Annotated in this window: 18 protein-coding genes, 2 tRNA genes and 1 pseudogene; 7 read left to right on the top strand and 14 right to left on the bottom strand. The window is 69.1% G+C overall.

All coding sequences use genetic code 11. The features are described 5' to 3' along the window. Positions 1–61: 61 nt before the first annotated feature. Positions 62–9,445 carry a fatty acid synthase subunit beta domain-containing protein gene (locus NJE57_RS06675; RefSeq protein ID WP_413464372.1) on the top strand — a complete coding sequence of 3,128 codons (9,384 nt, stop codon included), beginning with the start codon at positions 62–64 and terminating at the stop codon, positions 9,443–9,445. Further along, positions 9,442–10,008, top strand: coding sequence for a holo-ACP synthase (locus tag NJE57_RS06670; protein WP_319027613.1), 567 nt, complete (start codon positions 9,442–9,444; stop codon positions 10,006–10,008). The genes NJE57_RS06675 and NJE57_RS06670 overlap by 4 nt, the downstream gene beginning before the upstream one ends. A 556-nt stretch (positions 10,009–10,564) precedes the next feature. Here the strand turns inward: NJE57_RS06670 and NJE57_RS06665 are convergent. From NJE57_RS06665 to NJE57_RS06655, 3 genes are all read right to left on the bottom strand, one after another. Then, positions 10,565–11,224 (bottom strand): hypothetical protein, encoded by a 660-nt coding sequence (locus NJE57_RS06665; protein WP_319027612.1) that lies wholly within the window; start codon positions 11,222–11,224, stop codon positions 10,565–10,567. A 238-nt stretch (positions 11,225–11,462) separates the two neighbouring features. Beyond that, positions 11,463–12,173 (bottom strand): TetR/AcrR family transcriptional regulator, encoded by a 711-nt coding sequence (locus NJE57_RS06660; protein WP_319027611.1) that lies wholly within the window; start codon positions 12,171–12,173, stop codon positions 11,463–11,465. A gap of 8 nt (positions 12,174–12,181) precedes the next feature. Beyond that, complete coding sequence (locus tag NJE57_RS06655; RefSeq protein ID WP_319027610.1) at positions 12,182–12,697, bottom strand: peroxiredoxin; 516 nt, start codon at positions 12,695–12,697, stop codon at positions 12,182–12,184. A gap of 149 nt (positions 12,698–12,846) precedes the next feature. On the opposite strand from NJE57_RS06655, the gene NJE57_RS06650 reads away from it, so the two are divergent. Further along, entirely contained in the window at positions 12,847–13,119 is a 273-nt protein-coding gene (locus NJE57_RS06650) for a DUF3618 domain-containing protein (RefSeq protein ID WP_319027609.1), read from the top strand. An 86-nt stretch (positions 13,120–13,205) separates the two neighbouring features. Here NJE57_RS06650 and NJE57_RS06645 read toward each other — a convergent pair. Further along, positions 13,206–13,278: transfer RNA gene (locus NJE57_RS06645), tRNA-Lys, on the bottom strand. Positions 13,279–13,477: 199 nt separating this feature from the next. On the opposite strand from NJE57_RS06645, the gene NJE57_RS06640 reads away from it, so the two are divergent. Beyond that, on the top strand, positions 13,478–14,710 hold the full coding sequence (locus NJE57_RS06640) for a L,D-transpeptidase (protein ID WP_319027608.1): 1,233 nt from the start codon (positions 13,478–13,480) through the stop codon (positions 14,708–14,710). 104 nt (positions 14,711–14,814) lie between these two features. Beyond that, positions 14,815–15,333, top strand: a complete 519-nt coding sequence (locus tag NJE57_RS06635; RefSeq protein ID WP_319027607.1) for a DUF421 domain-containing protein — start codon at positions 14,815–14,817, stop codon at positions 15,331–15,333. 35 nt (positions 15,334–15,368) lie between these two features. Here the strand turns inward: NJE57_RS06635 and NJE57_RS06630 are convergent, their stop codons facing one another. The 3 genes and pseudogenes from NJE57_RS06630 to NJE57_RS06615 form a co-directional block, all read right to left on the bottom strand. Further along, a complete protein-coding gene (locus NJE57_RS06630) occupies positions 15,369–16,607 on the bottom strand; it encodes a cation:proton antiporter (protein WP_319027606.1) in 1,239 nt (412 codons plus the stop codon). A gap of 215 nt (positions 16,608–16,822) precedes the next feature. Then, positions 16,823–17,466 (bottom strand): annotated as a pseudogene (locus tag NJE57_RS19995) (ISL3 family transposase); the annotation flags it as partial. Positions 17,467–18,015: 549 nt separating this feature from the next. After that, entirely contained in the window at positions 18,016–18,792 is a 777-nt protein-coding gene (locus tag NJE57_RS06615) for a hypothetical protein (protein WP_319027604.1), read from the bottom strand. 225 nt (positions 18,793–19,017) lie between these two features. On the opposite strand from NJE57_RS06615, the gene NJE57_RS06610 reads away from it, so the two are divergent. Beyond that, positions 19,018–20,007 (top strand): DUF2804 domain-containing protein, encoded by a 990-nt coding sequence (locus tag NJE57_RS06610; RefSeq protein ID WP_319027603.1) that lies wholly within the window; start codon positions 19,018–19,020, stop codon positions 20,005–20,007. Between the two features lie 55 nt (positions 20,008–20,062). On the opposite strand, the gene NJE57_RS06605 is transcribed toward NJE57_RS06610, so the two are convergent. The 6 genes from NJE57_RS06605 to NJE57_RS06580 form a co-directional block, all read right to left on the bottom strand. After that, positions 20,063–20,800 (bottom strand): haloacid dehalogenase type II, encoded by a 738-nt coding sequence (locus NJE57_RS06605; protein ID WP_413464371.1) that lies wholly within the window; start codon positions 20,798–20,800, stop codon positions 20,063–20,065. 28 nt (positions 20,801–20,828) lie between these two features. Continuing rightward, the gene (locus NJE57_RS06600; protein WP_319027602.1) at positions 20,829–21,140 is read right to left on the bottom strand and encodes a DUF427 domain-containing protein; all 312 of its coding nucleotides are present in this window, start codon (positions 21,138–21,140) and stop codon (positions 20,829–20,831) included. Between the two features lie 57 nt (positions 21,141–21,197). Next, positions 21,198–21,911 carry a flavodoxin family protein gene (locus NJE57_RS06595; RefSeq protein WP_319027601.1) on the bottom strand — a complete coding sequence of 238 codons (714 nt, stop codon included), beginning with the start codon at positions 21,909–21,911 and terminating at the stop codon, positions 21,198–21,200. Positions 21,912–22,075: 164 nt separating this feature from the next. Further along, positions 22,076–22,148, bottom strand: a tRNA-His gene (locus NJE57_RS06590). 108 nt (positions 22,149–22,256) lie between these two features. Then, positions 22,257–22,925 carry an oligoribonuclease gene (orn, locus tag NJE57_RS06585; RefSeq protein WP_319027600.1) on the bottom strand — a complete coding sequence of 223 codons (669 nt, stop codon included), beginning with the start codon at positions 22,923–22,925 and terminating at the stop codon, positions 22,257–22,259. A gap of 45 nt (positions 22,926–22,970) precedes the next feature. Next, positions 22,971–23,678 (bottom strand): hypothetical protein, encoded by a 708-nt coding sequence (locus tag NJE57_RS06580; protein WP_319027599.1) that lies wholly within the window; start codon positions 23,676–23,678, stop codon positions 22,971–22,973. A gap of 113 nt (positions 23,679–23,791) precedes the next feature. On the opposite strand from NJE57_RS06580, the gene NJE57_RS06575 reads away from it, so the two are divergent. After that, a complete protein-coding gene (locus NJE57_RS06575) occupies positions 23,792–24,844 on the top strand; it encodes a TetR/AcrR family transcriptional regulator (RefSeq protein ID WP_319027598.1) in 1,053 nt (350 codons plus the stop codon). 41 nt (positions 24,845–24,885) lie between these two features. On the opposite strand, the gene cmrA is transcribed toward NJE57_RS06575, so the two are convergent. After that, positions 24,886–25,704, bottom strand: a complete 819-nt coding sequence (gene cmrA / locus NJE57_RS06570) for a mycolate reductase (protein WP_319027875.1) — start codon at positions 25,702–25,704, stop codon at positions 24,886–24,888. Positions 25,705–25,750 lie beyond the last annotated feature (46 nt).

The raw sequence follows: 25,750 nt of genomic DNA, 5'->3' as shown, positions 1-25,750 counted from the left end.
CGGACCAGCAACTGGTGTCGGCGCCGATTTCCCAGACTAAAGTTGCCAAGGAGTTCCACACGTGACGATCGACGACCGCGACCTCACACCCCGACCGATCGAGACCGGGAACGCGGCCCGCCGTCGGACCCGTGCGCTCGCGGACGAGCTGCGCGAGGGCACCGCCTACGCTCTCGCCTTCGGGGGCCAGGGGATCGCGTGGCGCGACGCGTTGAGCGACCTCATCGACGGGACCGGGATCGGTCCCGAGCTCCAGGACCTCGTCGACTCCGCCGCAGCCTTCACCGAGCCGATCCACGACGAGATCGCGGTGGTCCGTCCGCACGGTTTCCGTCCGATCGAGTGGGCCAACACCACCACCGGTGAGGACGAGGACCACGGCGACCTCCCCGACGAGGTCTCGCTGTCCTCCGCCGCCGTCTCGCTCCCGGCCGTCCTGCTCACCCAGGTCGGGGCCGTCCGCGCGCTCGCCGCAGAGGGATTCGACGTCAACGACACCGCGCCCGCCTCGGTCGTGGGGCACTCGCAGGGCATCCTGGCCGTCGAGTCGGTCGAGACCTTCGGCTCGATCGACGACCGTCTCCTCGCGATAGCCGAGCTCATCGGCGCCGCCGCCACCCTCGTGGGCCGGCGCACGGGCCTGTTCCGTCGCGGCGAGGCCAGCCCCATGGTCGGCGTCTCCGGGATCGACGGCGAGGAGCTGCGCGCCCTCGTCGACGAGGTGTTCTCCGGGCTCGACGCCGAGCGTCGACCCACGGTCTCCATCCGCAACGCCCAGCGCCGCCACGTCGTGGTGGGCCGCCCGGACGACCTCGACGAGCTGCGTCGTCGCTGCGCCGACCTCGAGGCCGAATCCCGCCGGCGTCGCGAGGCCAAGCTCACCGGCGGCGAGATCTTCGCCCCCGTCTTCGACCCCCTCGACGTGGAGGTCGGGTTCCACCACCCGGCGATGGCGCCCGCCGTGGACGTCGTGTTCAACTGGGCCGCCCGCTGCGGCCTGGACGCCGATCGCGCGGCGTCGCTGGCCCGCCAGGTCTTCGCCGAGCCGGTCGACTGGGTCGAGGAGATGGCCGAGACGCTGCACTCCGGTGCCGCCTGGATCCTCGACATGGGCCCGGGCGAGGCACTGACCCGCCTCAACCGCTCGGTGGTCCGCGGACAGGGCGTCGGCGTGGTCGCCGCCGCCACCCGTGGTGGCCTGCGCAACCTGTTCACCCCGGGCGCCACCCCGTCGATCGAGCGCCCGTGGACGGCCTACCAGCCCCAGCTCATCACGCTGCCCGACGGCGGCATCCACGTGGAGACCTCGTTCACCCGTCTCACCGGCTGCTCGCCGATCCTGCTGGCCGGGATGACCCCGACCACGGTGGACCCGGAGATCGTCGCCGCCGCCGCCAACGCCGGCCACTGGGCCGAGCTCGCCGGTGGTGGTCAGGTCACCGAGGAGATCTTCGCCGACAACACCCAGCGCCTGGCCGAGCTGCTCGAGCCCGGCCGCAGCGCCCAGTTCAACTCCCTGTTCCTCGACCCGTATCTGTGGAAGCTCCAGGTCGGCGGCAAGCGACTGGTCCAGAAGGCCCGCGCCGCGGGCGTCCCGTTCGACGGCGTGATCGTGACCGCCGGCATCCCCGAGCTCGACGAGTCGATCGCCCTGATCGAGGAGCTGACCGAGGCGGGACTGCGCCACGTCAGCTTCAAGCCGGGCACCGTCGCCCAGATCCGCCAGGTCGTGCGGATCGCCGCCGAGGTGCCGCACATGCCGGTGATCGTCCAGATCGAGGGCGGGCGCGCCGGAGGCCACCACTCGTGGGAGGACCTCGACGCCCTCCTGCTGGCCACCTACCCGATGCTGCGCGACCGCCCCAACGTGGTCCTGTGCGTCGGTGGCGGGATCGGCACCCCGGAGCGGGCCGCCGACTACCTCACCGGATCCTGGGCCAACGCCCACGGCTACCCGGCCATGCCCGTCGACGGCATCCTGGTGGGCACCGCCGCGATGGCGACCCTCGAGGCCACCACCAGCCCGCAGGTCAAGCAGCTACTGGTGGACACCGTCGGAGTGGACCACTGGGTGGGAGCCGGTCAGGCCGACGGCGGAATGGCCTCCGGCCGCAGCCAGCTCGGCGCGGACATCCACGAGATCGACAACACCGCCGCCCGCACCGGTCGCCTGCTGGACGAGGTCGCCGGCGACGCCGAGGCCGTGGCCGCCCGCCGCGAGGAGATCATCGCCGCGATCAACGGCACCGCCAAGCCGTACTTCGGTGACCTCGGGACCATGACCTACGAGAAGTGGCTGCGCCGGTTCGCGGAGCTGTCCCTCGCCCCCGCCCCTGCCGCCGGCACCGCCTCCGAGGCGATGGCCGACAGCGCCCCCTCGGTGTGGCTCGACCCGACCATCCGCGAGCGCTTCCACCGCATGGTGCAGCGCGCCGAGGCCCGCCTGGACCCCGCCGACACGGGCCGGATCGTCTCCGCCTTCCCCCGTGCCGAGGCGATGGAGCGTCCGACCGAGGTCGTCGACACCCTCGGCGCCCGGTACCCGGAGCTGTCCACCGCGACGTTGCACCCCGCGGACGCCGCCGAGTTCCTCGACATCTGTCGCATGCCGGGCAAGCCCGTGCCGTTCGTGCCCGTCGTCGACGGCGACGTCCGCCGCTGGTGGCGCTCGGACTCGCTGTGGCAGGCGCACGACGCCCGCTACCCGGCCGACGCCGTGTGCGTCATCCCCGGCACCACCGCGGTCGCCGGGATCACCCGGGTCGACGAGCCGGTCGGCGAGCTGCTCGACCGCTTCGAGGCCGCCACGGTCGACCGTGTCCGCGGCTACCTGCCCTCCACCGAGGCCGTGACCGGCCGTCGCCGTGGGACCGTGACCACCGCCCAGGGTCCGGTCGCCGACGTGCTCAACGCCCCCGACGTCTCGTGGGCGGGCCGCCTCGTGGTGAGCCCGGTCCACCGTCTGGGAGTCCTCCACGCCTGGGAGATCGACGCAGACGGCATCGGCCGCCACCCGGTCTCCGGCGCCGTCCTGACCCCGGCCGCCGAAGGGCTCACCGTCGACCTGACCCTGCCCATCGGGCCGACCGAGATGACCATCGAGATCACCCTGGGCGACTCGGTGGCCACGGGCGCCGCACCGGTCGTCTCCGACGCCGCCGCCGAGGCAGCCATGCGCACCCTGCTGAGCACTGCCGCCGGCGTGGGCCGCGGAGGGGCCGGGGGCACCGTGATCGAGGCACTGCCGGAGGTCACCGACGGAGTGGCCACGGCCCGGTTCAGGTTCGACCGCACGCTGGCCACCGACCACACCGGAGTCACCTCGGGCAGCCTGCCCACCTCGCTCATCGCCTCGGACGGCGTCCCGGACGCACTCGTGGGCGCGGCGTGGCCCGCAGTGTTCGCGGTCCTCGGCAGCGCCCGGCGTCCGCGCGGAAACGGCACGGTCGCAGAGGGAACTGTGGTCGAGGGTCTGCTGGACCTGGTCCATCTGGACCACGGCATCCGCATGCACTCCGCGCTGCCGGACGAGGCCGCCGACCTCGTCGTCGTCGCCCGTTCCGGTGGGGTCCGCGACACCGACCTCGGCCGGGTGGTCGAGGTCTCGGTGGAGGTCTCCACGGAGGACACCGAGGGCACCCGCGCACCGCTGTGCACCCTGTCCGAGCGGTTCGCGATCCGCGGCCGCACCGGCCGCGCCGAGGTGGGCGACCCCCGCCAGGCCGGTGGCGCCCTCGTCGGTCCCGACGGTGGAGCCGTCACCCCGGCCGAGACCAGTCGCCAGCAGCGGGTGTCCACCTCGCTGATCGCACCGCACGACATGACCGCCTTCGCGCTGGTCTCCGGCGACCACAACCCCATCCACGTCTCCGACACGGCCGCCGACCTCGCCGGCCTGGGGGGCGTGATCGTCCACGGCATGTGGCTCTCCGCCGCCGCGCAGCACGCGGTCCAGGCCTCCGATGGCACGACCCCCGCGCTGCGGATCGCCGGCTGGACCGCCCGCATGCTGGCGCCGGTGCGTCCGGGCGACCACATCACCGTCCGCGCCGTCCAGACCGGTCGCCACTCCGGCGGTCAGGTCCTCGAGGTCACGTGCACGGTCGACGGCGCCACCGTCATGGCCGCCACCGCCCTCACAGAGGCCCCGCGCACCGTCTACGCCTTCCCCGGCCAGGGCATCCAGGCCAAGGGGATGGGCATGGAGGGCCGCACCCGCTGCCCGGCCGCCCGCGAGATCTGGGACCGTGCCGACACGCACACCCGTGCGGCGCTCGGCTTCTCCATCCTGGCGCTCGTCCGCGAGAACCCCACCGAGGTCACCGTCCGCGGTGAGGTCCACCGGCACCCCGACGGCGTGCTCTACCTGACGCAGTTCACCCAGGTCGCCATGGCGTGCCTGGCGGTGGCGCAGCGCGCCGAGCTCGAGGCCGACGGTCTGCTCATCGACGACGCCTACTTCGCCGGCCACTCGATCGGCGAGTACGACGCGCTGGCCGCCATCTCCGGCACTCTGGAGCTCGAGCCGCTGCTGGAGATCGTCTTCCAGCGCGGCTCGACCATGCACCAGCTGGTGCCGCGTGACTCCCGCGGCCGCTCGGACTACCGCATGGCGGCGATCCGCCCGTCGCAGATGGGGATCTCGGACGACGAGGTCGCCGACTGGGTGGCCGGCGTGGCCGAAGACTCCGATGAGTTCATCGAGATCGTCAACTACAACCTGGCGGGCTCGCAGTACGCGCTCGCCGGCACCGTCGCCGGGTGCAAGGCCCTGGAGAAGGCTGTGGAGCGCGAGCTCGAGGTCTCGGGCGGCAAGAACGCCTTCATCCTGGTGCCCGGTATCGACGTGCCGTTCCACTCCACCGTCCTGCGCGGCGGGGTCCCGGACTTCCGGGCCACCCTCGACGCGCTGATCCCGCACGACATCGACATCTCGGTGCTCGTGGGCCGCTACATCCCGAACCTGGTGCCGCGCCTGTTCAGTCTCGAGCGCGACTTCGTGCAGGAGATCGCCGACCTTGTGCCGGCCGAGTCGCTGGCTGAAGTGCTCGCGGACTGGGACGCCTGGGCCGCGACGCCCACCCGTCTGGGACGCCTGCTGCTCATCGAGCTGCTGGCCTGGCAGTTCGCGAGCCCGGTCCGCTGGATCGAGACCCAGGAGCTGATGTTCACGCCCATCGAGCGCGGCGGACTCGGCATCGAGTGCTTCGTCGAGGTCGGTGTGGCGAACGCCCCGACCGTGGCGAACCTCGCCTCCAAGACCCTCGACCTGCCCACGCACCGGGGCCCCCGCGCCCAGGTCCTCAACGTGGAGCGAGACTCCGCGACGCTGTACGGCACCCTGCCGCCCAGCGTGGAGGTCGACGACGACGAGCTGGACGCCGGCGACGGCTCCACCTCCACCACCCCGGCCGCCGACCAGGCGGCCCCCACAGACCCCGCACCGGCCGTCAACACCCCCGGCACGGCCGGTGCGGACCGATCCACCACCCCGGCAGCAGCCGAGGCCGCACCCGGTGCACCCCGCCCGGACGACCTGGACTTCGGCGCCGCGGCCGCCACCCGCATGCTGGTGGCCCTGCGCACCAAGGTCAGGCCCGAGCAGATCGCGCCCGGCGACTCCATCGAGACCCTGTGCGACGGCGTGTCCTCTCGCCGCAACCAGCTGTTGCTGGACCTGGGTACCGAGCTGAGCCTGGGCGCGATCGACGGCGCGGCGGAGGCGGACTTCCCGACCCTGTCCGACCAGGTCTCGCGCCTGGCCCGCGGCTACTCACCCTTCGGACCCGTGCTGTCCGACGCGGTGGGCGAGGCGCTGCGCGCCGTGCTCGGCCGCACCGGCAAGCGGGCCGCCTACATCACCGAGCGGGTGACCGGCCCCTGGGAGCTCGGCACCGGCTGGGCACAGCACGTCACCGCCCAGATCGCCCTCGGCACCCGCGACGGCGCCTCGATCCGCGGCGGGGACCTGGCGACCCTGGACGCCTCGGGCGTCAAGGACGTGTCCGGACTGGACGCGCTCATCGACGACGCCGTCCGCGCCGTCGGCGCCGCCAATGGCGTGGCCGTGGCCATGCCGTCCTCCGGAGCCGGCGGTGGCGGAGTCGTCGACTCCGCGGCGCTGACCGAGTTCGCCGACGAGATCACCGGGCCCGACGGTGTGCTGGCGCAGGCCGCCCGCGGCATGCTCACCCGCCTCGGACATCTCGAGCCGGACGCCGTCGACCTCCTCGCCGAGGCCGACCCGGACTCCGAACTCGCCGACCTCGTGGCCGCCGAACTCGGCACCGACTGGCGCCGCGTGGTGGCCCCGGCCTTCGACTCCGGCCGGGCCGTCCTCATGGATGACCGCTGGGCCTCGGCACGCGAGGACCTGGCCCGACTGTGGACCCGGAGCGACGTGCCCGCCGAGACCGCGGAGTCCTTCCGCGGTGCCGGCGACATCGTGGCCGAGCAGGCCCGCTGGTGGGCCGAGCGGGCCACGGCAGCCCGGCGGGACGCCCTGGCCGGTACCTACCGGGAGATCGCGGAGACCGCCGTCGAGGACTTCGTCGGCGAGTACGCGGGCGACGTCGCCGTCGTCACCGGCGCCGGCAAGGGCTCCATCGCCGCCGCCGTCACCGGACAGCTCCTGGCGGGCGGGGCCACCGTGGTGGCCACCACCTCGAGCCTGGACCAGAAGAAGCTGGCCTTCTTCAAGGACCTCTACCGCACCACCGCCCGTGGTGGCGCGACGCTGTGGGTCCTGCCGGTCAACATGACCTCCTACTCGGACGTCGACGCGCTCGTGGAGTGGATCGGCACCGAGCACGCGGAGTCGGCCGGCGGCCAGACCACCGTCCTCAAGACCCCGCTCACCCCGACCCTGCTCTTCCCGTTCGCGGCACCGCGCGTCCAGGGCTCGATGGCCGACGCCGGCCCGCGGGCCGAGACCGAGATGCGCGTCCTGCTGTGGAGCGTGGAGAAGCTCGTCGCCGGGCTCGGCGCGATCGGCGCCGACACCGACGTCGACTCCCGCCTGCACGTGGTGCTCCCGGGTTCGCCCAACCGCGGGATCTTCGGTGGCGACGGTGCCTACGGCGAGGCCAAGGCCGCGCTCGACGCCATGATCGCCAAGTGGGGCTCGGAGAAGTCCTGGTCCGAGCGCGTGACGTTCGTCCACGCGATCATCGGCTGGGTCCGGGGCACAGGGCTGATGGGCCACAACGACCCGCTCGTCGAGGCTGTCGAGGCCGCGGGCGTGTCGACCTGGTCCACCGCCGGGATCGCCGGCGAACTGCTGGGCTCGTGCACGCCGGACGTCCGCGAGGCCGCCGGCGACGCCCCCGTCACCGTCGACCTCACCGGAGGGCTCGGCACCGCCGACCTGGACATGGCAGCCCTCGCGGCGGACCGTCCGGCCACCGCGACGGAGACCACCACCGAGGACGCCGACGGGACCATCGCCGCCCTGCCGTCGCTGCAGCGGATCACCGCGGACGAGCGCCCCGAGTGGGGCGAGGTCACGCAGACCCTCGAGGACATGGTCGTGATGGTGGGTGCCGGCGAGGTCGGCCCCTACGGCAGCGCCCGTACCCGCTTCGAGGTGGAGACCACCGGCGACCTCACCGCCGCCGGCGTGGTCGAGCTCGCCTGGTCGACCGGGCTGATCGAATGGGAGGACTCCCCGCGCGCGGGGTGGACCGTCACCGAGACCGGCGACCCGATCGACGAGTCCGATATCGCCGAGCGGTTCCACGACGAGGTCCTGGCCCGAGTCGGCGTGCGCCGGTACGCCGATGACACGCGGGCCGAGATGTTCGACAACTCCTCGCCGCAGCTCACCTCGGTGTTCCTGCCCGAGGACCTGTCCTTCGTCGTGGACGACGAGGCCCAGGCCCGCGCGTACCTGGAGGACGACCCGGAGAACACGGTGGTCACCCGGGGCGCCGACGGCGACTGGACGGTCACCCGCAAGGCCGGCACCGAGATCCGGGTACCCAGGCGCACCACGCTCACCCGCGTGGTGGGCGGGCAGATCCCCACCGGCTTCGACCCGACCGCCTGGGGCATCCCCGCCGACATGGTCTCCGGGATCGACCGCGTGGCCGCGTGGAACCTCGTGGCCACCGTGGACGCGTTCATCTCCTCCGGTTTCACCCCGGCCGAGCTGCTCGCCCACGTCCACCCGTCGGACGTCGCCAACACCCAGGGCACCGGCATGGGCGGCATGACCAGCATGAGGTCGCTGTACATCGACGGCATCCTGGGCCGCAGCCGGGCCAACGACACGCTGCAGGAGGCGCTGCCCAACGTGGTGGCCGCGCACGTCATGCAGTCCTACGTCGGCGGCTACGGCTCGATGGTCCACCCGGTGGCGGCCTGCGCCACCACCGCGGTGAGCGTCGAGGAGGGCTTCGACAAGATCCGCGCCGGAAAGGCCGAGTTCGTGGTGGCCGGCGGGTTCGACGACCTGTCCACCGAGGGCATCCAGGGCTTCGCCGACATGTCCGCCACGGCCGACTCCGCGGCGATGGCCGCCAAGGGGATCGACGAGCGCCACTACAGCCGGGCCAACGACCGGCGGCGCGGCGGGTTCGTCGAGTCCGCCGGCGGCGGCACCATCCTGCTGGCGCGCGGCGACGTCGCGGCCCGTATGGGGCTGCCGGTGCTCGGTGTGGTGGCCTGGGCGGGTTCGTACGCCGACGGCGCCCACACCTCGATCCCGGCACCGGGGCTCGGGGCCCTCGGCGCCGGCCGCGGTGGGCTACGGTCGCCCCTGGCCCGGGGCCTGAAGGACCTCGGACTGACCGCCGACGACCTGGCCGTGGTGAGCAAGCACGACACCTCCACCAAGGCCAACGATCCCAACGAGTCGGACCTGCACGAACGACTCTCCGCGGCGATCGGCCGCTCGGACGGTAACCCGCTGTTCGTCGTGTCGCAGAAGTCGCTCACCGGTCACGCCAAGGGTGGCGCGGCCGCGTTCCAGCTCATCGGCCTGGCCCAGATGCTGCGCTCGGGGACTCTGCCCCCGAACCGGTCCCTGGACTGTGTCGACGACGTCCTGGACCGGCACCGGCACCTGGTGTGGCTGCGCGAGCCGCTGCAGCTGGGCGGCGACCTGCCGCTCAAGGCGGGTGTGCTCACCTCGCTCGGCTTCGGTCACGTGTCCGGCCTCATCGCCGTGACGCACCCGGAGGCGTACCACCGCGCGGTGGCCGCGCAGCTCGGCGAGCAGGAATCGGAGCGGATCCGCGAGGCCGCCCTGGAGCGCGAGCGCGAGGGCGCTCGGCGACTGACCGACGCCATCTACGGCGGCGAGTCCCTCTACAGCCGTCCGGAAGCGCGGCGACTGGGCGAGGGCTCGGCCGACGAGATCAAGGAGCGCGAGGCCGCCATGCTCCTGGACCCCGAGGCACGGATCGATGCCGAGGGTGTGCTCGCGGCCAGCGACTGGCAGTGACAGTCGGGGTGAGGGGCGTCGGGGTCGACATCGTCGACCTCGGCGCCTTCGCCGCGTCCCTGGCCGAACCGGGCACGCGGTTCACCTCCGTCTTCTCCGCCACCGAGCGACGGCAGTGCCGCGAGCGTGCCGAGGCACGGGGAGCAGGATCGGGCAGCAGCTCGGGTACCAGCTCGGAAATCAGCGGATCAGACGGCGACCGATCAGGTGCCGACAGGTCGCGAGGCGCCACCTCGTCGTCGTCAACCGACCCGGCCGGTCACCCGGACGGTCATCTGGCCCGCCACCTGGCCGCCCGGTGGGCGGTGAAGGAGGCCGTGGTCAAGGCGTGGTCGGCCGCCCTCTACGGCACGCCCCCGCCGATCTCACCGGACCTGCTGGTCTGGTCCGAGATCGAGACGGTCTGTGATGCCTGGGGCCGCCCGGCGGTGCGCCTGAGCGGCGAGGTCGCCAGGCAGGTCACGGCGACGGTGGGGGAGGGCGCCCGCTGGAGCGTCTCGCTCAGCCACGAGGGCGGGTCGGCCGTGGCCTTTGTGGTGCTCGAGGGCCCGTCCGCCGGGTAGTCAACCACCGCCGGCCGCTCGCCCCTCACGATTTGCCCCTCGGATTACGATTCACCCCCGTACCTCCGGGGGCGTCTGCGAATCCGAGCGGCAAGTTCCCGGGCGTGCATCCAGGCGACCGAGTTCTGCCATCCGGGTCGACTTCCGAGTCCGCGAGGCTTGCTGCCTACCTGAACACCCCGCGGCTTGGCACGCCTCGCGTGGTGGTCAGGCTCTCAGGTGATGTCAAAGTTTCTGCAATGCTGCGGCACGTGAGCTTTATCGAGGCAATGGACGTAAGCAGGGATCTGCTGCCTCGACAGCGGAAGCGCTACGCCGTCGCCCCTGTTGTCGGGGTCACGGCATTGCTGTGCCCGGACCTGACTGAACGGACTGTGTCCTGGCCGGGCCAGCAGTTATCTCAGCGGTACATGGAGATCATGACGAACACGGTTCTCTCCGAAGATGTCTTTTCGCAACACGAGCTTTCGAGCCCTCTCGGCCCAACTGCACCTGACTTCGGTCTTGAGATGGCAACTAGCGCTTTATAGCGGTAACGGTGCGCTCGCGGACGAGGTCATCCCGCGACTCCACCTGCGGGTGCGGCCGCTCCTTGCGCAGTTGATCGCCGAGTCAAAGCCGACGCCTCGCGGCCCAGCAGGGGATCAGAGCGGAGCGACTCCACGACCTCTCGGCCGCGCTTTCCGCCCACTCTGAGGACCGCCTCCAGTAGGTGGATTCTTGAGTCTCCACGAGAGTCGTCTCGCAGGAGAGCTAGCAGCTCGTCGAGATGTTCGGACCCTGCTGAGGCGGTCAAGGCCGCGGCTAGTCCCTCTTCCTCGTCACGGCCTTCGGCCCGCAGGTAGAGGTCGCGCAGCCGCTCCCAGTACACGTGCGCTGGCGACACGGCCAGCGCACGTGCCATGCCCTCGAGAACGCGGTCAGGATATCCGCCGAGCTCGAGATGGTGCATGAGGATGGGAAGCGCGGCAGGGTACGGCTCTGAGGTTCTCACCAGGTCCCAGGCTGTCTCGACGTCCACGCCAACACGGTGAAGATCTTCAACGATTGGTTCCTCAGTTCGACGCCATTTGCGAACGCGGGCCTGTAGCTGGGCGTCGCGCTCTGCCTCGGCGCGCTGGAATTCGGGATCCTGCGCCAACTGAGCAATCGCCTCTGCAGCAGTGACTGGACCGGCCTTCTTCTTTCCGCCGGTCTTGTTCTTGTCACGCGTCATGGAATGAACCCTAGCTTCACCTCCCCGTCGGCTTGGGCTCGTTGCGGCCGACTTCTCGTCGCTGAAGGCCGCGAACGGCTGCCAACCATCGCGGAGGTCCGGCAACCACCGCCAACCACCGCTACTCGCCACCGGCCCGTCATCCTCGAAAGTCTGCCCATCGGATTACGATTCACCCCCGTACCTCCGGGGGCGTCTGCGAATCCGAGCGGCAGATCGTGGAGAGAGCCGGACAGGATCAGCCGACCTGGGCCTCTTTCTCCGCCAGCCACAGGTACGCGGTGAGCATCCGCTTGAGCTCGGTGACGGTGGCGTCGTGGATGTCCTCGCCCGTTGCGGAGCCGGCGCTGACCGAGAAATTGAGCATCGAGTAGGCCACGTGGACCAACACATCGGCCATGAACGCGCGACGCTGCCGCTCCGTGGCCGGCATGAGCGGGGCCAGCACGCTGGCGATCATCCGGGCCAGCTCACGCTCGTTGACCGCGGCGGTGGCACGGGTGGCGGGAGTGGCCTGCGTGGCCAACCACACCGCTCGCCGGGAGGGGTCGCGCAACCACAGGTCGGCGAGGTGGTCCAGGAAGTCGTTGAGCAGTTCCGGCCAGTCCAGCGCGGGGATCTTCTGCGCGAAGCGCTCGATCTCCTCGATCACCCCGTGCGCGTCCTGGCGGTCGAGCTCGCAGACCAGGACGTACTTGTTGGCGAAGAACTGGTAGAGCGTCCCGATGGGCACTCCCGCGCGGGAGGCCACCTCCTCGCAGGTGAACGAGTCGAAACCCACCTCGACCAGCACATCGCGTGCCGCTGACAGCAGTGCCTGGAACTTGCGGCGGCTGCGCTCCTGGATGGGTCGGCGGCGGGGGACCAGGATGTTCGGCTCGTCCTGGACGGCCTCGTCCGCGGGCTCGCGTGCCGGCTCCCGGGGCTGCTCGGACGGTTCGATGGGCATGGGTGGACTCAGCCCTCCGCGGGTTCGGGGAGGTCCACGTCAGTCAGCTCGACACCCAGGAGCTTCGCGAGCATCGCCACGTGGCCCTTGGCCCGCACGTTGTACCGGGCGAGGGAGATCGTGCCGTCGGACTCCACGACGAAGGTCGAGCGGATCACCCCCATCACCGTCTTGCCGTAGTTCTTCTTCTCCCCGAACGCACCCCACTCGGTGAGCACGGCCTTGTCCGGGTCGGACAGCAGCGGGAACGTGATCTCGTACTTGTCCCGGAAGCGCGCCAGCTTGGCGGGCGGGTCCGGTGAGATGCCGACGACGCCGATGCCGGCCTCGGTCAGCTCCTGCAGGGCCCCTTCGAAGTCCACGGTCTCGGTGGTGCATCCGGGCGTCATCGCGGCGGGGTAGACGTAGACCACCACGCGGCCGTGTGTGGCGAGCAGGTCCGCCAGCGACGTGGGTGTTCCGTCGGCGTCGGGGAGGGTGAAGGCGGGGGCGGTCTGTCCCACCTCGAGCCGTGGTGTGCTCACCGGTGCTCCTGGAGTCGGGTCGGGGCGTCTGACCAGACCAACCTATCCGATGCACCGGCGCGCGGGCGCGGATCGACGGCGGGTGCAGTAGCGTGGGCGGGGTCCAGAACCCGCGGCTAGCCGCGTGACGAGCGATCGACGGAGGTCTCGTGTCCAGGAGTTACGACAGCATCGAAGGCGACATCGCCAAGGCGCGTGACGATCTCGCGACGACGTTGGACGAGATCGTCGACCGGGTCAGTCCCAAGAACCTCGCCGCGGAGGGCAAGGAGCGCGCCACGGCCGCTCTGACCGACCCCCGGGTGCTCGCGGTCCTCGGCGGACTCGCAGCCCTGGTCATCGGAGGGATGACCCTGTCCGTGGTCAACAAGCGCAAGGAACGCCAGCGCATCGAGGCCTACCTGGCGGCGCGTCGGGCCTGAGCCCCCGCCGGTACCGGATCCGCCCGTCTGGCGCTCAGCAGAAAAAGAGGCCCTCCCCGCCTGGGGAGGGCCTCTTCTCGATGCTGTGCGCCATCAGGGACTCGAACCCCGAACCCGCTGATTAAGAGTCAGCTGCTCTGCCAATTGAGCTAATGGCGCCTGCGTGGTGCGAGAGAAACAGTAACAGGACACCGGCAGCATCACGAAATCGGCAGGTCAGAGTGGGGGGAGAGGGGTCGCCGACCGCTCATCCTTTATCAATTCGATATGGAATGCGGCGAAATTCCCATGCATACTTGTGAAGACTTCCGCCGGTCCTGTGATGTCCGGTGGACGAAACGCTCGGAAGGGGCCATTAGTGAACCTGCGCAGGACGGAACGGACCAGACGACGGGACCCGGGCGCCCGGTCCGGGGCCCGTCTCGCACTGGCCGCCGTGTTCGCCGGGACGCTCGTGCTCACAGGATGCACCATCGGAGCCGGCGAAGGGGATGGCTCCCAGGTCGCCGAGGCTCCGGCCGAACCGTCCGCGGTCATCGACCTGTCGGTGCAGGACGGTTCGCTCGACGCCAACCCCGCGGAGCCGGTGGTGCTCACCGCCGGAGACGGCCGTTTCGACTCGGTCGTGATGCGCAACCCCGAGGGAGTCCAGGTGCAGGGGGAGTTCAATCCCGAGCTCACCGAATGGCGGACCACCGAGGATCTGGGTTACGGCCGCCAGTACACGCTGGAGTCCACCGCGACGGACGAGGACGGTCTGGTCACGCGGAAGAACGCCACGTTCAGCACGCTGACGCCCCGCATCATGACGGCCGCGTACCTCACGACCGGCCAGGGGTCCACGGTCGGCGTGGGCCAGCCGGTGGCGGTGATGTTCGACGAGCCGATCTCGGATCGTCGGGCCGCACAGGACAACATCCACATCAGGACCGAACCCGAGGTCGAGGGCGCCTTCTACTGGGTGTCCAACCAGGAGGTCCGGTGGCGTCCGGCCGAGTACTGGGCGCCCGGTACCAGGATCGACGTGCACGTGGACATCTACGGCGAGGACCTCGGTGGTGGGATGTACGGGCAGGAGGACGCGCGCAGCGACTTCCAGATCGGTGACTCCGTCATCTCCCGGGTGGACGACTCGACCAAACAGATCGTGATCGAGCGCAACGGCGAGGTGATCAAGACGATGCCCACCTCGATGGGCAAGTCCGACACGCCGACCCCCAACGGCACGTACGTGATCGGCGAGAAGCTGGCGTCCATGGTCATGGACTCCTCCACCTACGGTGTGCCGGTCGACTCGCCGGAGGGGTACCGCACCCCGGTCAAGTACGCCACGCGGATGTCCTACAGCGGCATCTTCGTCCACGCCGCGCCGTGGTCCGTCTGGGCCCAGGGCAACCAGAACGTGAGCCACGGTTGCCTCAACGTCACCACGGCGGATGCGAAGTGGTTCTACGACAACGCCAAGCGAGGCGATATCTTCGAGGTCACCGGCACCGTCGGACCGACGCTGCCGGGGTGGGACGGTCTCGGCGACTGGAACATCCCGTGGGAGACCTGGAAGGCCGGTAACGCCGACGCCGGCACCGCCTGACCCCCGCGAGGTCCGGCTGACACGAGCCGTCGCCCGGGGCCGTTGCCGGGAGGGACCGCTGGGTAGCGTGAGCGGACCTCACGTCACCGACACCGGAGGCTCCCATGTGGTTCTCGTCCCTCGACCCCATCGTCCGCGTCCTGCTGATCGGCCCCGTCGCATACGTGGCGATGGTCGCGGCGATCCGTTTCAGCGGAAAGCGGGTGCTGTCCAAGCTCAACGCCTTCGACATGGTGGTCACGGTGGCTCTGGGGTCGCTCCTGGCCACGATCCTCACCTCGTCGGACCTGGCACTGGTGACCGGCCTGGTCGGAATCGCCCTCCTGCTGGCCCTCCAGGTGGTGGTGAGTCTGTTCACCTCGAGGCTCGTCAAAGGGCGCACCATCGTGCGCGCGCGGCCCGTCCTGCTGGTGGACCGGGGAACCATGCTGGAGGACGCGATCGCCTCGAGCCGGCTCACCCACGACGAGATCTTCCAGGCCATGCGGTCCAGTGGATTCGGTGGGTTGGACCGGGTGGCCGCGGTCTGTCTGGAATCGGACGGCACCCTGTCGGTGATAGGCACCTCCACCGCCGGGGACGAGAAGGCACTGGCGCCGCTGCGGCAGTGGACTGACGGGTGACCTGCCCGGTCACCACCCTCCCCGAGCCCGGACGCTCATCCGGATGACCGGTCGGGCTCCGGCGGCCTGCGCCGTTCGGCTGCTCGGAACAGGATCCGGCCGGGTGCGGCGGTGACGCCGTGCGCAACGGTACTGGCCACCACGATCAGGGTGCCCACCCCCAACAGCAGCGGATCGGGACCCGCCCGTGAGGCCTCCTCGGTCAGATAGAACACCGCAGCGACGCCGACCGGCCCGAACCAGCCGAGGAACGCGGCGTCGCGGATGCGCAACTCCAGCGGCCTCATGGCGGCGAGCAGTACCGGCGGGCGCCGCAGGAGGAGCACCGCGGCGGTGAGCACCACAGCGCCCCACCCCAGCTGTTCCCACTGCGCCCAGGGGATCATCGCGCCGAGCGCGACGAAGAACGGCAGCACAGCGAACTGGTTGATCGCCTCGTCGATCTCCACCTCGGTCCGCCGCTCGCTCCCGACACTGGCGAGATTGAACGCCAGGCCGGCGACGAACGACCCGAAGATCCCGTTGACCCCGATCAGGCCCGAGACGCCCAGCACGAGCAGCGCCAGCAACAGGGTGAACATCAGTACCGGGCCGTTCTCGACCGAGTGGTGCCGCTCGGAGAAGTGGAGCGCCTTGGCGGCCGAGTAGCCGGAGACGATGCCGACGGCGAGGGCGCCCAGGATCTGCCAGCCGGCCTCGGCGGCGGCCTGCCCGGCGGTCAGCGGCGTCGCGATGGTGAGCGCGACCAGAACGAGGGGGAGGGCGAGGCCGTCGTTCGCGCCGGACTCGAGGGAGAGCAGTTGACGATCGTGCTCGGGCAGGTCCTGCTCGGCGGCGTCACCGGTCACCGCGCTCGAGGCGAGGACGGGGTCGGTGGGACAGATCGCCGCGCCGAACAGCAGCGCGATGGCGAACGGCAGGCCCAGGGTCCACATCGCCAACCCGGTCGAGATCAGGGCCATGGCGGGCAGGACGATCACCAGGAGGAGCGCCAGTTGTCGCCGGTGCGCTGTGATCGCGGAGAACGGGTACCGCAGTGCCACGCCCATCACGGATATCGCCAGGAGGATCTCCGCGCCGTGGTGGAGGGTGGTGTGGTCGGAGACGATGTCGGGGACGTCGAGGAGGCCGGTGACCGCGGGACCCAGGACGATTCCCGCGATCAGAGCGAGAAGCGGTTCGGATACCGGCCACCGGCGAAGCCGCGCGGACAGGGCGACGATCACGACGCCGAGTGCCCCGACGGTCGCGAGCAACAGGTCGAGTGCGGACACGAGCCCTCCTGGTCAGTCGGATCCACCGCACCATAGGCAACCCACGGCCGTCGCGCCATCGGTCCCTTTTCCGCGCAAGGCGAAAGTTGGGATTGTGGGAGGTGAAGTTGGGATTCTGGGTTCTTGGGTCGGTTCTGAATGAGAAAGCTGGGACTCCTGAGAACTAGCCGAACATCGTGAGATAAGGGGCTTTTCCGGTTCTAGGGTGCGTTGATTCATGCGTGGAGTCCGCCGGAGTGGATGAGGGATCGCAGGATGTAGTGGCCGAGGTTTCGGAAGCCCAGAGCGTTTCCTCGGAGGTGCTCAAGGCGTCCATAGATGGCCTCGACTGGGCCGTTCGAGGCGCCCACATCGAAGTAGGCGAGAATCTTGGATCGTCGACGCCACAGCGATCGTCCGAGCTGTGCGAGCTCGGGTAGTTCCTTTGGGCATTCCGGTTCGGATCGAGCGCAGCAGCTTGTACATCGCGATCTTGCCCTCGCGATGCCCGGAGACCTCATAGGCGTCGATGAGGCGCTGGTAGACGGGTTAAGTCACCTCCACGGTGACCGTGGGCGTCATCGGCCACGGACGCCGTACACAGGCGAATCTTCTGCTTGTCGGTCAGCGATTCGACCCGGGCGTTCAACGTCCGGCGGATCCCATACAACGGATCGCCAACGCGGCCTCGGTGCCCGGTGGTTGCCTGCTGGACTCGCTGGCGGCACACGGTGAGCTTGCCCGCGGCCAGGCGCACCACGTGTAACGGATCCATCACCGTCCGCGCTGCAGGGACAGCCTTGGCCGCAACGGAATGGTATTCGGCGATCCCACCCCTGGTCACCACCTTGACCCGATCACGAAATTGCTGGTCGCAGGCTGTTGTCGCGAACCACTTGATCTTTGCCGCAGAATCGGATTAAAGGGCTATCTGCGGCTTCGGTGGCGGCCAAAAATGGTCGAGACTGACCCGCATCCTGCGCTATGCAGAAACGAATGGTCTTAAATCTCCACCCACCTCGGACCTCCAGAAAACTATGCTTTCAGAAAAGTCACAGACTCTGCGAACCAGTATCGTTGCAGTGCAGAACGCCACTCGTCTATATGGCAGCCGAAATCTCATCTTCACGATGAGATCCCGCCTTTATGCCCGCCTGTGGCAGACGCCTAGCGTAGTACAGAACTACTACAATAACCGCGCCTATGCCCGGAAGAAGAAGAGTTACCACGGCGGACACGATTGCTGTAACGCCCGTAAGTTTGCGCACACACAGAAATAGCGCCCATGCCATGACTAGGGCAACTGCCACCAAGAGCACAGTCCAGGCAATATCGTATGCCGCCGCGAACCCGCCCATTTCGCAGTCGCCACCAGAATAGGATCCGGTAGCCGAATCTGGCGGTCCGCATGCTGGGTCAAGAGGCACAACTAGGTGCTCGTCCAGGCTGTGTTATTGAGTACATGCAGTCTCAAGTGTGCCGACCAAGACCACCAGCCACCCCACGGCTGGAACTGAATCGTCTGCGCAGCTTCGGCGGAAATGTTCCCATCCTGCCACTCACGGAGAATGTAGACGTTGTTCGAAGTCGGATTTGCTCCAATCGAACGGTGCACAACTGGAGCGAACACTCGCCGGATCACACCAGCTACGCCGGTGAACCTAGCTGCAGAGTAATCGGCGCGGAATGAATAAGAGAAGTTGATGCCATTGTAGCTAATCAAGCAGTTGTCATGTCGGTACCAGTCCTGGTGGACATAAATGTGACAACCGCCAATGTCGGCCGGTGCAATGACGTTGCCGCCATCGTTCCGCTGTTTGGGGCCTTCCTTTTCAACGATTGCCACTGAACCATCGGCAAAGGTTTGGCGCTCCACCACTCTGCGAGCATTTTCGTCCGTTTCGGTGGATATTGGCTCCATGTCAGGGTTGTCTGCATCAAGCAAGAATCCGGCCTTGGTCTTGTCGACCAGACGCTCAATCGTTGAGGGCTCGACATCTCGCTCCTGTAAGAGCTGCCGGACCTGGTCCAGATTCTCGTCCTTGAGGGTGCCAAGTCGCGCCTCGCCTGTTGCATCTTCTGCCGGGCTGTTGCTTAGCGAACTGCCGAGCGAACCTGTGGTCGGACTTCCCGGCGCGGCGCTGGCTAACGGGGCGCACAACGAAATTGTTGGTGCCGCAACTACTACTGCTCGAAAAACTCTCATGACTAGCGTCCCTTTCTGCCTGACGCCTCAATGTGCCCACCGTAAACCAAATCGACGTGGTTTGGTGGATTCTCAATTTGACCTCAATAATCTGTTGGCTGGGTGTCGCCGAGTCCTGTTTGGATCCGTACCGGGGGCGCGGAGGTAGCGGCCAGAATCCCAACTTTCGCCTTGCGCGGCACCCTTCCTTCCGACGGGTTCTGGCGCGAATGGAAAGGTGGGCGCATGACTGACGAGCGCGAGATCACCCGCCCCACCGACCTCGCCCACGGTCGCCGACTCAACCCGGCGGCCGTGGGGTGGACGCGGTCACCCCTGCACCGCACACACATCGGTGGCTGGGGGCGCACCAAGCGTTGGGAGTACTGGGGGATCGTCACCGACAGGTTCGTGGTGGGGCTGACGGTGGCCGGCCTCGACTACCTGTCCACCTGCGCGGTCTACGTCCTGGACCGTCGCACCGGGGTGGAGACCACGCGCGGCGGGATCAGCCCGTTCTCCCGGCCGGACTTCGGTGACGAACCGGGAGACGGGACCGTTCACGCGGCGGCCGGCGTGGGTGCGGGCCGGGTGGGGATCGAGATCGACGACGACGAGGAGTCCACCGTGATCCGGGTGCAGGCCAGCGGAGTGCGCGTGGAGTTGGACGTGACCCGTCCCGGCCACGACAGCCTCGGCGTGGTGGTGCCCTGGGGCACGCGGCGCTTCCAGTACACCCTCAAGGACCTGGCCAACCCCGTCACCGGCACGGTCACTTTCGGCGACACCACGCACGACCTCGGGTCCGGCTGGGCCGTCCTGGACCGCGGTCGCGGCCGGTGGCGGTACTCCACCAGATGGAACTGGGGGGCCGGCAGTGGCGTGGTGGACGGTGTGCCGTGTGCCCTGCAGGTGGGCGGCCGGTGGACCGACGGGACCGGGTCGAGGGAGAACGGGATCGTCGTGGACGGCCGGCTGCACAAGATCGGCGAGGACCTGCAGTGGACCTACGACCTGGCGGACCCGGCGGCGCTCTGGCGGGTCCGGGGCGAGCGCGTGGATGCCACGCTCACCCCGTTCCACCACCGGCGGGACGTCACCGAACTCGGGATCCTCGCCGTTCGCACCCACCAGGACTTCGGGACGTGGAGTGGCACCGGCGTGCTGGACGACGGCAGCAGCATCGCGCTCGACGGGCTCGTGGGGTGGGCGGAGGAGTCGCGTAACCGCTGGTAGGTCTATGCACTCGGTTCGTCCACGAGCAGGGCCCTGTGGCGCAGTACAGCCCGACCTACCTCTTGTTCAACTGGTCGGCCAGGTCTATCAGTGACTGTGCAGTGATGTCCGGCGCCCTGAAGTACCCCGGGTAGGGCTCGCCGCTCCGGTTGATCCAGGCGGTGCCGAGTCCCGCACGTGTTGCGCCGTCGATGTCCCAGGGATGAACGGCGACGAGCATCGCGTCCCTGGGGTCGACATGGCACCGGGCGAGAGCGTGCGCGTATGCCCTGCTGGCCGGCTTCCAGGCGCCGGCATCGTCCACCGAGAGAAGCGTCTCGAAATGCCCGCGGAGCGCAGCGCGGTCGAGGAGGCTCTCGGCTATCGTCGTCGAACCGTTGCTCAGGGTGACAAGGCGGATTCCGAGGTCCGTGAGTGCGTCGATTCCCCCCGGCACATCTGAGTGCACGGGAAGGACGGCGAAGCCGCTCATGATGTGCTGAACCGCCTCTTCGGTGCCGCGATTGAGAGGTTGTCCGTGAAGGCTGATCCGTAGGGCCTCCTCGGCGATGAGGGCGAACGAGCCGCTCGCGGCCACGACCGTCAAGGCGAAACCGTCCCGGAGGAGCCCTGCGAACCAGCTCGACGCCAGGTGTGCTGGTGCGCCGACGTCTTCGAACCGCTGGGTCATCGGCGACATGTCCGAGAGGGTCTCGTTGACGTCAAAGATGAGCAGGGTCGGTTCCCGGGGCCCGTCCGGGCTCTCCGGGTGGTCCCGGCTCGCAATGCCCTCCAGAGAGTGTTCGGCAGTCATGAAGTCCTCCTCGGGTGATCAGACCTCGTCAGTCGTCGGTCTCCGGCGGCGCGGGTCGGACCTCGACGTCGTGCCAGAATGCCACGTGGTCTCTGATCCGACGCGCCAGAGGCGACGGCCTCGGATAGTAGAACGCGGCATTGGGGTCCCGGACGCCGCCGACTTCCACATCGTGGTAGCTCGCCAGCCCCTTCCAGAAGCAGAGGCTCTTCATCCGGCTGGGCCTCAGGTACGCCTCGAGGACGTCGGTCCGCGGAAAATAGTGGTTGCCCTCCACCTTCTGGGTTCGGTTGCTCTCGGCGATCACGGTGCCGTTGTACACGGCCTGCATCCTCGTCATTTCCTTCTCCTCACACGCCGGCCGTGCAGCCTCCTCGGCCACCACCGCGGGCGGCCGTCACGATCGATACTCGGGGTTCTCCCAGTCGAAGCGGTTACCGGAGTCCCAGGCCGAGCGCTGGTTGCCTTCGCTGGGAATGCCGCCGGCCGCCTTGAGCAACCGGGCCAAGTGCATGAGGTTCCAGGTCATGAAGGTCGTGTTGCGGCTGGTGAAGTCGTTCTCGGGTCCTCCGCTGCCGGGGTCCAGGTACGAGGGCCCGGGGCCGACCTCGCCGATCCAGCCCGCATCGGCGTTGGGCGGGATCGTGTAGCCGAGGTGCTGCAGGCTGTAGAGGATGTTCATCGCACAGTGCTTCAGGCCGTCCTCGTTGCCGGTGACCAGACATCCGGCAACCCGGCCGTAGTAGAGATGTTGACCTTTGTCGTTGAGCAGCCCGGAGAGCGCGTAGAGCCGCTCGATGACCCGCTTCATCACACTGGAGTTGTCGCCGAGCCAGATCGGCCCGGCCAACACGAGGATGTCGGCCTCGAGAAGCCGCGGGTAGATCTCCGGCCAGGCGTCGACCTCCCACCCGTGCTCGCGCATGTCCGGTTGGACGCCCGTCGCGATCGGGTGGTCGACCGCGCGAAGGCACTCCACGTCGACCCCGTGCTTGCGCATGATCGAGACGCTCGCGTCGATGAGTCCCTGGGTGTGACTGATGCCGGGGCTGCGCGTGAGAGTGCAGTTGACGAACATCGCCCGTAGGCCGGTGAAGTCGGTCTCGCTCATCGGAACTCCTCGGTGCCGGTACGGGCTGTCACCAGAGCGTAGTCACCAGCGGGGGGAGACGCCGGACGGTTTCGGCGACGAGAAGGGTAGGGGTGAAATGAGAACGAGGTCCGGACCTCGACCGAGAGTGTGTCTCGATCGACGTCCGGACCTCGTTCGTCCGGGGTGGCTGACGGGACTCGAACCCGCGACAGCCAGGATCACAACCTGGTGCTCTACCAACTGAACTACAGCCACCATCGCCGTCCTCGCGAACAGCGTTGACGATGCTACCCGGTCTGAGCCCCGGTCAGGAAATCGGCAGGTGTCGACGCCGTCCGGGCCCGCGCACGGGAGGCCGGGCGCTCAATCCACCGGGGGCAGGGCGCCGGCGGCAGCGCGCACCTCGTCGGTGGTCGGGCCGGGCTGGGGAACGAACGCCGTGGCGCGGTAGTACTGCAGCTCGCGGATCGACTCCTTGATGTCCGCCAGCGCGCGGTGGGACATGCCCTTCTCGGGTTGGCCGAAGTAGATACGCGGGTACCAGCGGCGGCACAGTTCCTTGATCGAGCTCACGTCGATCATCCGGTAGTGCAGGTAGGAGTTGAGCTCGGGCATGTCCCGGGCGAGGAACCCGCGGTCGGTACCGATCGAGTTGCCGGCCAGGGGAGCGGTCCCGCCCACAGGGACCCAGGCGCGGATGTAGTCCAGTACTTCTTTCTCGGCCTCCGCCACCGTCACGGCCGAGGCACGGATCTCCTCGGTCAATCCGGAGGAGGAGTGCATGTCCCGCACAACCGGGAGCATCGCGGCCAGCTTGGCGTCGGAGGCGTGGATCACGATGTCCACGCCGTCGCCCAGGACGTTGAGTTCGGAGTCGGTGACCAGCGCCGCGATCTCCACCAGCGCGTCGTTCGCGGTGTCGAGGCCGGTCATCTCGCAGTCGATCCACACGATGCGGTCGTTCTTGGATTCCTGATGGGGAGTCGGCGTGGACGACGAGGTAGGGGTGGGAGCGGGGCTCGGCTCTGACATCGTTCGACTATATCGCCGCAGTACCGGCGGTCAGGCCTCGGAGGATCAGGCTTCGCCCTGTCGCACCCTGCTGGGCTCGGCGACGGACCGGCCTTCGACCGGTGATGGCCTGGTCGTGTCGCGGGCCACGGAGGCTGCGGTGAGTGCGGCGTAGGCGGCCGCGGCCGCGAAGGCGAGCCCGTAGGCCATCCGGCCAGCAGGGGGGAGGAAGAACTGCGGCAGGAACAGCGCTGCGATCACCGCGAGCGGGAGGAATGCGCCTGCCGCTCGTCCCGGCCGGTGTAGCCGACGCCACGCGAGCGCCGCTACGATCCCGGCAACCGCCAGCGCGATCAGGCCCACTGAAAACAGGGTCACAGCAGCGGGGTTGTCGCGCACAGCGGGCACGAGAGCGAGCACGTCGGGGTCGCCGGTCAGGGCCCTACCCCCAATCTCGTGCAGAGCGAAGATCTCGGCGCCGTAGTAGGGCAGGACGAGCGCAGCGCCCACGGGGCCAGCCCATCGGAGCGGCCCCGCGGTGAGCATCGACCAGAGTGCGGCGAGGGTGACGAGGGAGGCCGCTCCCGCCAGGTGGGAGACGAGCCACAGGGGCGAGGAGAACGCCTCCGCCGCGGCGAGGGTTTCGCCGCCGTCGGCATCGCCGTAGGGACGTAGCAGGAGGTACCCGGCCATGAGGGCGCCCGTGGTGACGGCGAGGGCGGTGGGGACGGCGACGCGTGAGCGCGGGACCGTGATGGGAGTCGAACTCGACACTGGGCCTCCGGAATGAAGAGAGAGCGGCGCTCTCGTTTGGGACATGCCCACGGTAGGCCCCCTCGCCCTGCAAATCAAGAGCGGTGCTCTCGTTTTTCTGGAAGGATCGCGGCATGGGGAAGCGAGACGAGGCCCGAGGCGAGACCATCGAGCGGATCCTCGCCGCCGCTCGCGAGGAGATCGCGAGGGCCGGTGGGGTGGGACTGTCGATGCGCTCGGTTGCCCGCGAGGTCGGGATGGTCTCCTCCGCGATCTACCGCTACTTCCCGTCGCGGGAGGACCTGCTCACCGCCATGATTCTCGAGAGCTATCGCGGCCTGGCCGACGCTCTCCGCGCGGCTGAGGCAGAGGCCGAGATCGCGGACGACGACGGTATTCCCGACGCCGGTTCCGACGCCGAACTGTGGAGCCGACTCGCGGACGCCCTCCGCGGTTGGGGGCTGCGAGCACCGCATGAGTTCCAGCTCATCTACGGCACTCCGATCCCCGGGTATGTGGCACCGGCCGAGACTATTCCGGCCGCCGGTGAGGTGGCCGCCCCGTTTCTCAGTTGCCTGCGGTCCCGGCACGTTCCCGGTTTCGAATCGGCCGGCGCCGGCATGAGTGCCTTCGCGGACGACGCTCGCGTCACCCCGTCAACGGCGGCCGCGGTGGTCGCGGCGATCTCGGAGCTCATCGGCTTCGTGGGACACGAACTGGCCGGGCACTTTGTCGGCCTGGCCGATCCCGCCGACGACCTCTTCCGGGCGATGGTCGCACGCCAGGTGCGTGATCTCGGGCTGGGATCTGCGGCGGACGACGATGAACTCTTGTGGAACTCGATCTTCGGCCAGGCGTTCGCGCGGCATCTCGCCCTCCACCCCGCGCCGGGGATGGAGATGGCGCACCCGGACGACTCGCCCTATCGGGTGGACGAGCTCACCATGACGGACGGCGCGGTGACCCTGGTCTGGTCATACCCGGAGATTCGTTCCGCTCGGGGCGGGCCGGTTCGGGTGGGGAGGCACTGGAACCTCCGGGAGCTACGGCGAGGTTTCTCGCCCTCCGACCCTGAAGATGTCGCGGGCGCGGTGATTGATGAGGACTTCCTGCCGCTAGCACTGCCGTCGGCGGACCGGGAGGGGCCAGACGGGATCCGCTGGCTCGGCCAGCCACCGCCCGCATGAGAGGAGGTCCGGATATCGCCCGCCTGGTCGGACCCGGAGGATCAGCCCTCCGCCTGCCCCTCACCGAGCTTGGCGTAGAACCGCCCCACGATCGGGGCCATGACCCCTCGCGGCGTGTAGTTGCCCGCCACGGACATGGCCTGGCCCAAGGGACCCGGGACCACGCGCATCTTGTTCCGGGCGAGCGCGTCCAGCGAGACCCGGGCGGTGTACGTGGTGTCCACCCAGAAGCGGTCGGGGACCAGACGGTCGACGAAGGTCTTGTCCTCCTCGACGATCTCCTCGGTGCGCACCGGGCCGGGCGCGAGCAGTGTCACGTTGACCCCCGAACCCTTGAGCTCCCCGCGCAGCGACTCGGAGAAGGTGTTGAGGAACGCCTTGGTGGCGGCGTAGGTGGCGTTGTTGGGAATGGGCATGTTGCCGGCCGCCGAGCCGACGTTGAGGATCGCGCCCGAGCCACGCTCGACCATCCCGGGCAGGACCGCCAGCACGAGATCGTGGCAGGCCACGGCGTTGACCTGCACCTGGCTCTTCTCATAGGTGGGGTCGAGCGCGGCAACCGGGCCAAACGTCGCGATGCCGGCGTTGTTGCACAGGATCGAAATCTCGCGGCCCGCCAGCTCCTCCAGTAGCGGCGCGCGCTTGTCCGGATCGGATAGGTCACAGGCCCGCACCTCGACCGTCACCCGGAACTGGCGCTCCAACCGCTCCTTGAGCTCCTCCAGCACCTCACCGCGCCGTGCCACCACGATCAGCGAGTGCCCGCGGCGGGCCAACTCTGCGGCCAGCGCCATGCCGATCCCGGAGGAGGCGCCGGTGACGACAGCGTGATTCGTCGCGGTGGGCAGGGGAAGCGGCATCATGCGTCCTCGGGTCAGGTGGTCAGGGCCGAGGGTGAGCGTACCG

Origin of the sequence: Dietzia sp. PP-33 (assembly GCF_033790845.1) — a bacterium.
Taxonomy (GTDB): Bacteria; Actinomycetota; Actinomycetes; order Mycobacteriales; family Mycobacteriaceae; genus Dietzia.
The sequence above is the reverse complement of the archived record's forward strand: the minus strand, read 5'-3'. Positions and strand labels throughout refer to the sequence as shown.

Coding starts and splice junctions, on each gene's coding strand:
- NJE57_RS06665 (WP_319027612.1), bottom strand. CDS start 11,224: ATGACGCGTGACAAGAACAAGACCGGCGGAAAGAAGAAGGCCGGTCCA.
- NJE57_RS06660 (WP_319027611.1), bottom strand. CDS start 12,173: ATGCCCATCGAACCGTCCGAGCAGCCCCGGGAGCCGGCACGCGAGCCC.
- NJE57_RS06635 (WP_319027607.1), top strand. CDS start 14,815: ATGTGGTTCTCGTCCCTCGACCCCATCGTCCGCGTCCTGCTGATCGGC.
- NJE57_RS06615 (WP_319027604.1), bottom strand. CDS start 18,792: ATGAGAGTTTTTCGAGCAGTAGTAGTTGCGGCACCAACAATTTCGTTG.
- NJE57_RS06610 (WP_319027603.1), top strand. CDS start 19,018: ATGACTGACGAGCGCGAGATCACCCGCCCCACCGACCTCGCCCACGGT.
- NJE57_RS06605 (WP_413464371.1), bottom strand. CDS start 20,800: ATGACTGCCGAACACTCTCTGGAGGGCATTGCGAGCCGGGACCACCCG.
- NJE57_RS06600 (WP_319027602.1), bottom strand. CDS start 21,140: ATGACGAGGATGCAGGCCGTGTACAACGGCACCGTGATCGCCGAGAGC.
- NJE57_RS06595 (WP_319027601.1), bottom strand. CDS start 21,911: ATGAGCGAGACCGACTTCACCGGCCTACGGGCGATGTTCGTCAACTGC.
- orn (WP_319027600.1), bottom strand. CDS start 22,925: ATGTCAGAGCCGAGCCCCGCTCCCACCCCTACCTCGTCGTCCACGCCG.
- NJE57_RS06575 (WP_319027598.1), top strand. CDS start 23,792: ATGGGGAAGCGAGACGAGGCCCGAGGCGAGACCATCGAGCGGATCCTC.
- cmrA (WP_319027875.1), bottom strand. CDS start 25,704: ATGCCGCTTCCCCTGCCCACCGCGACGAATCACGCTGTCGTCACCGGC.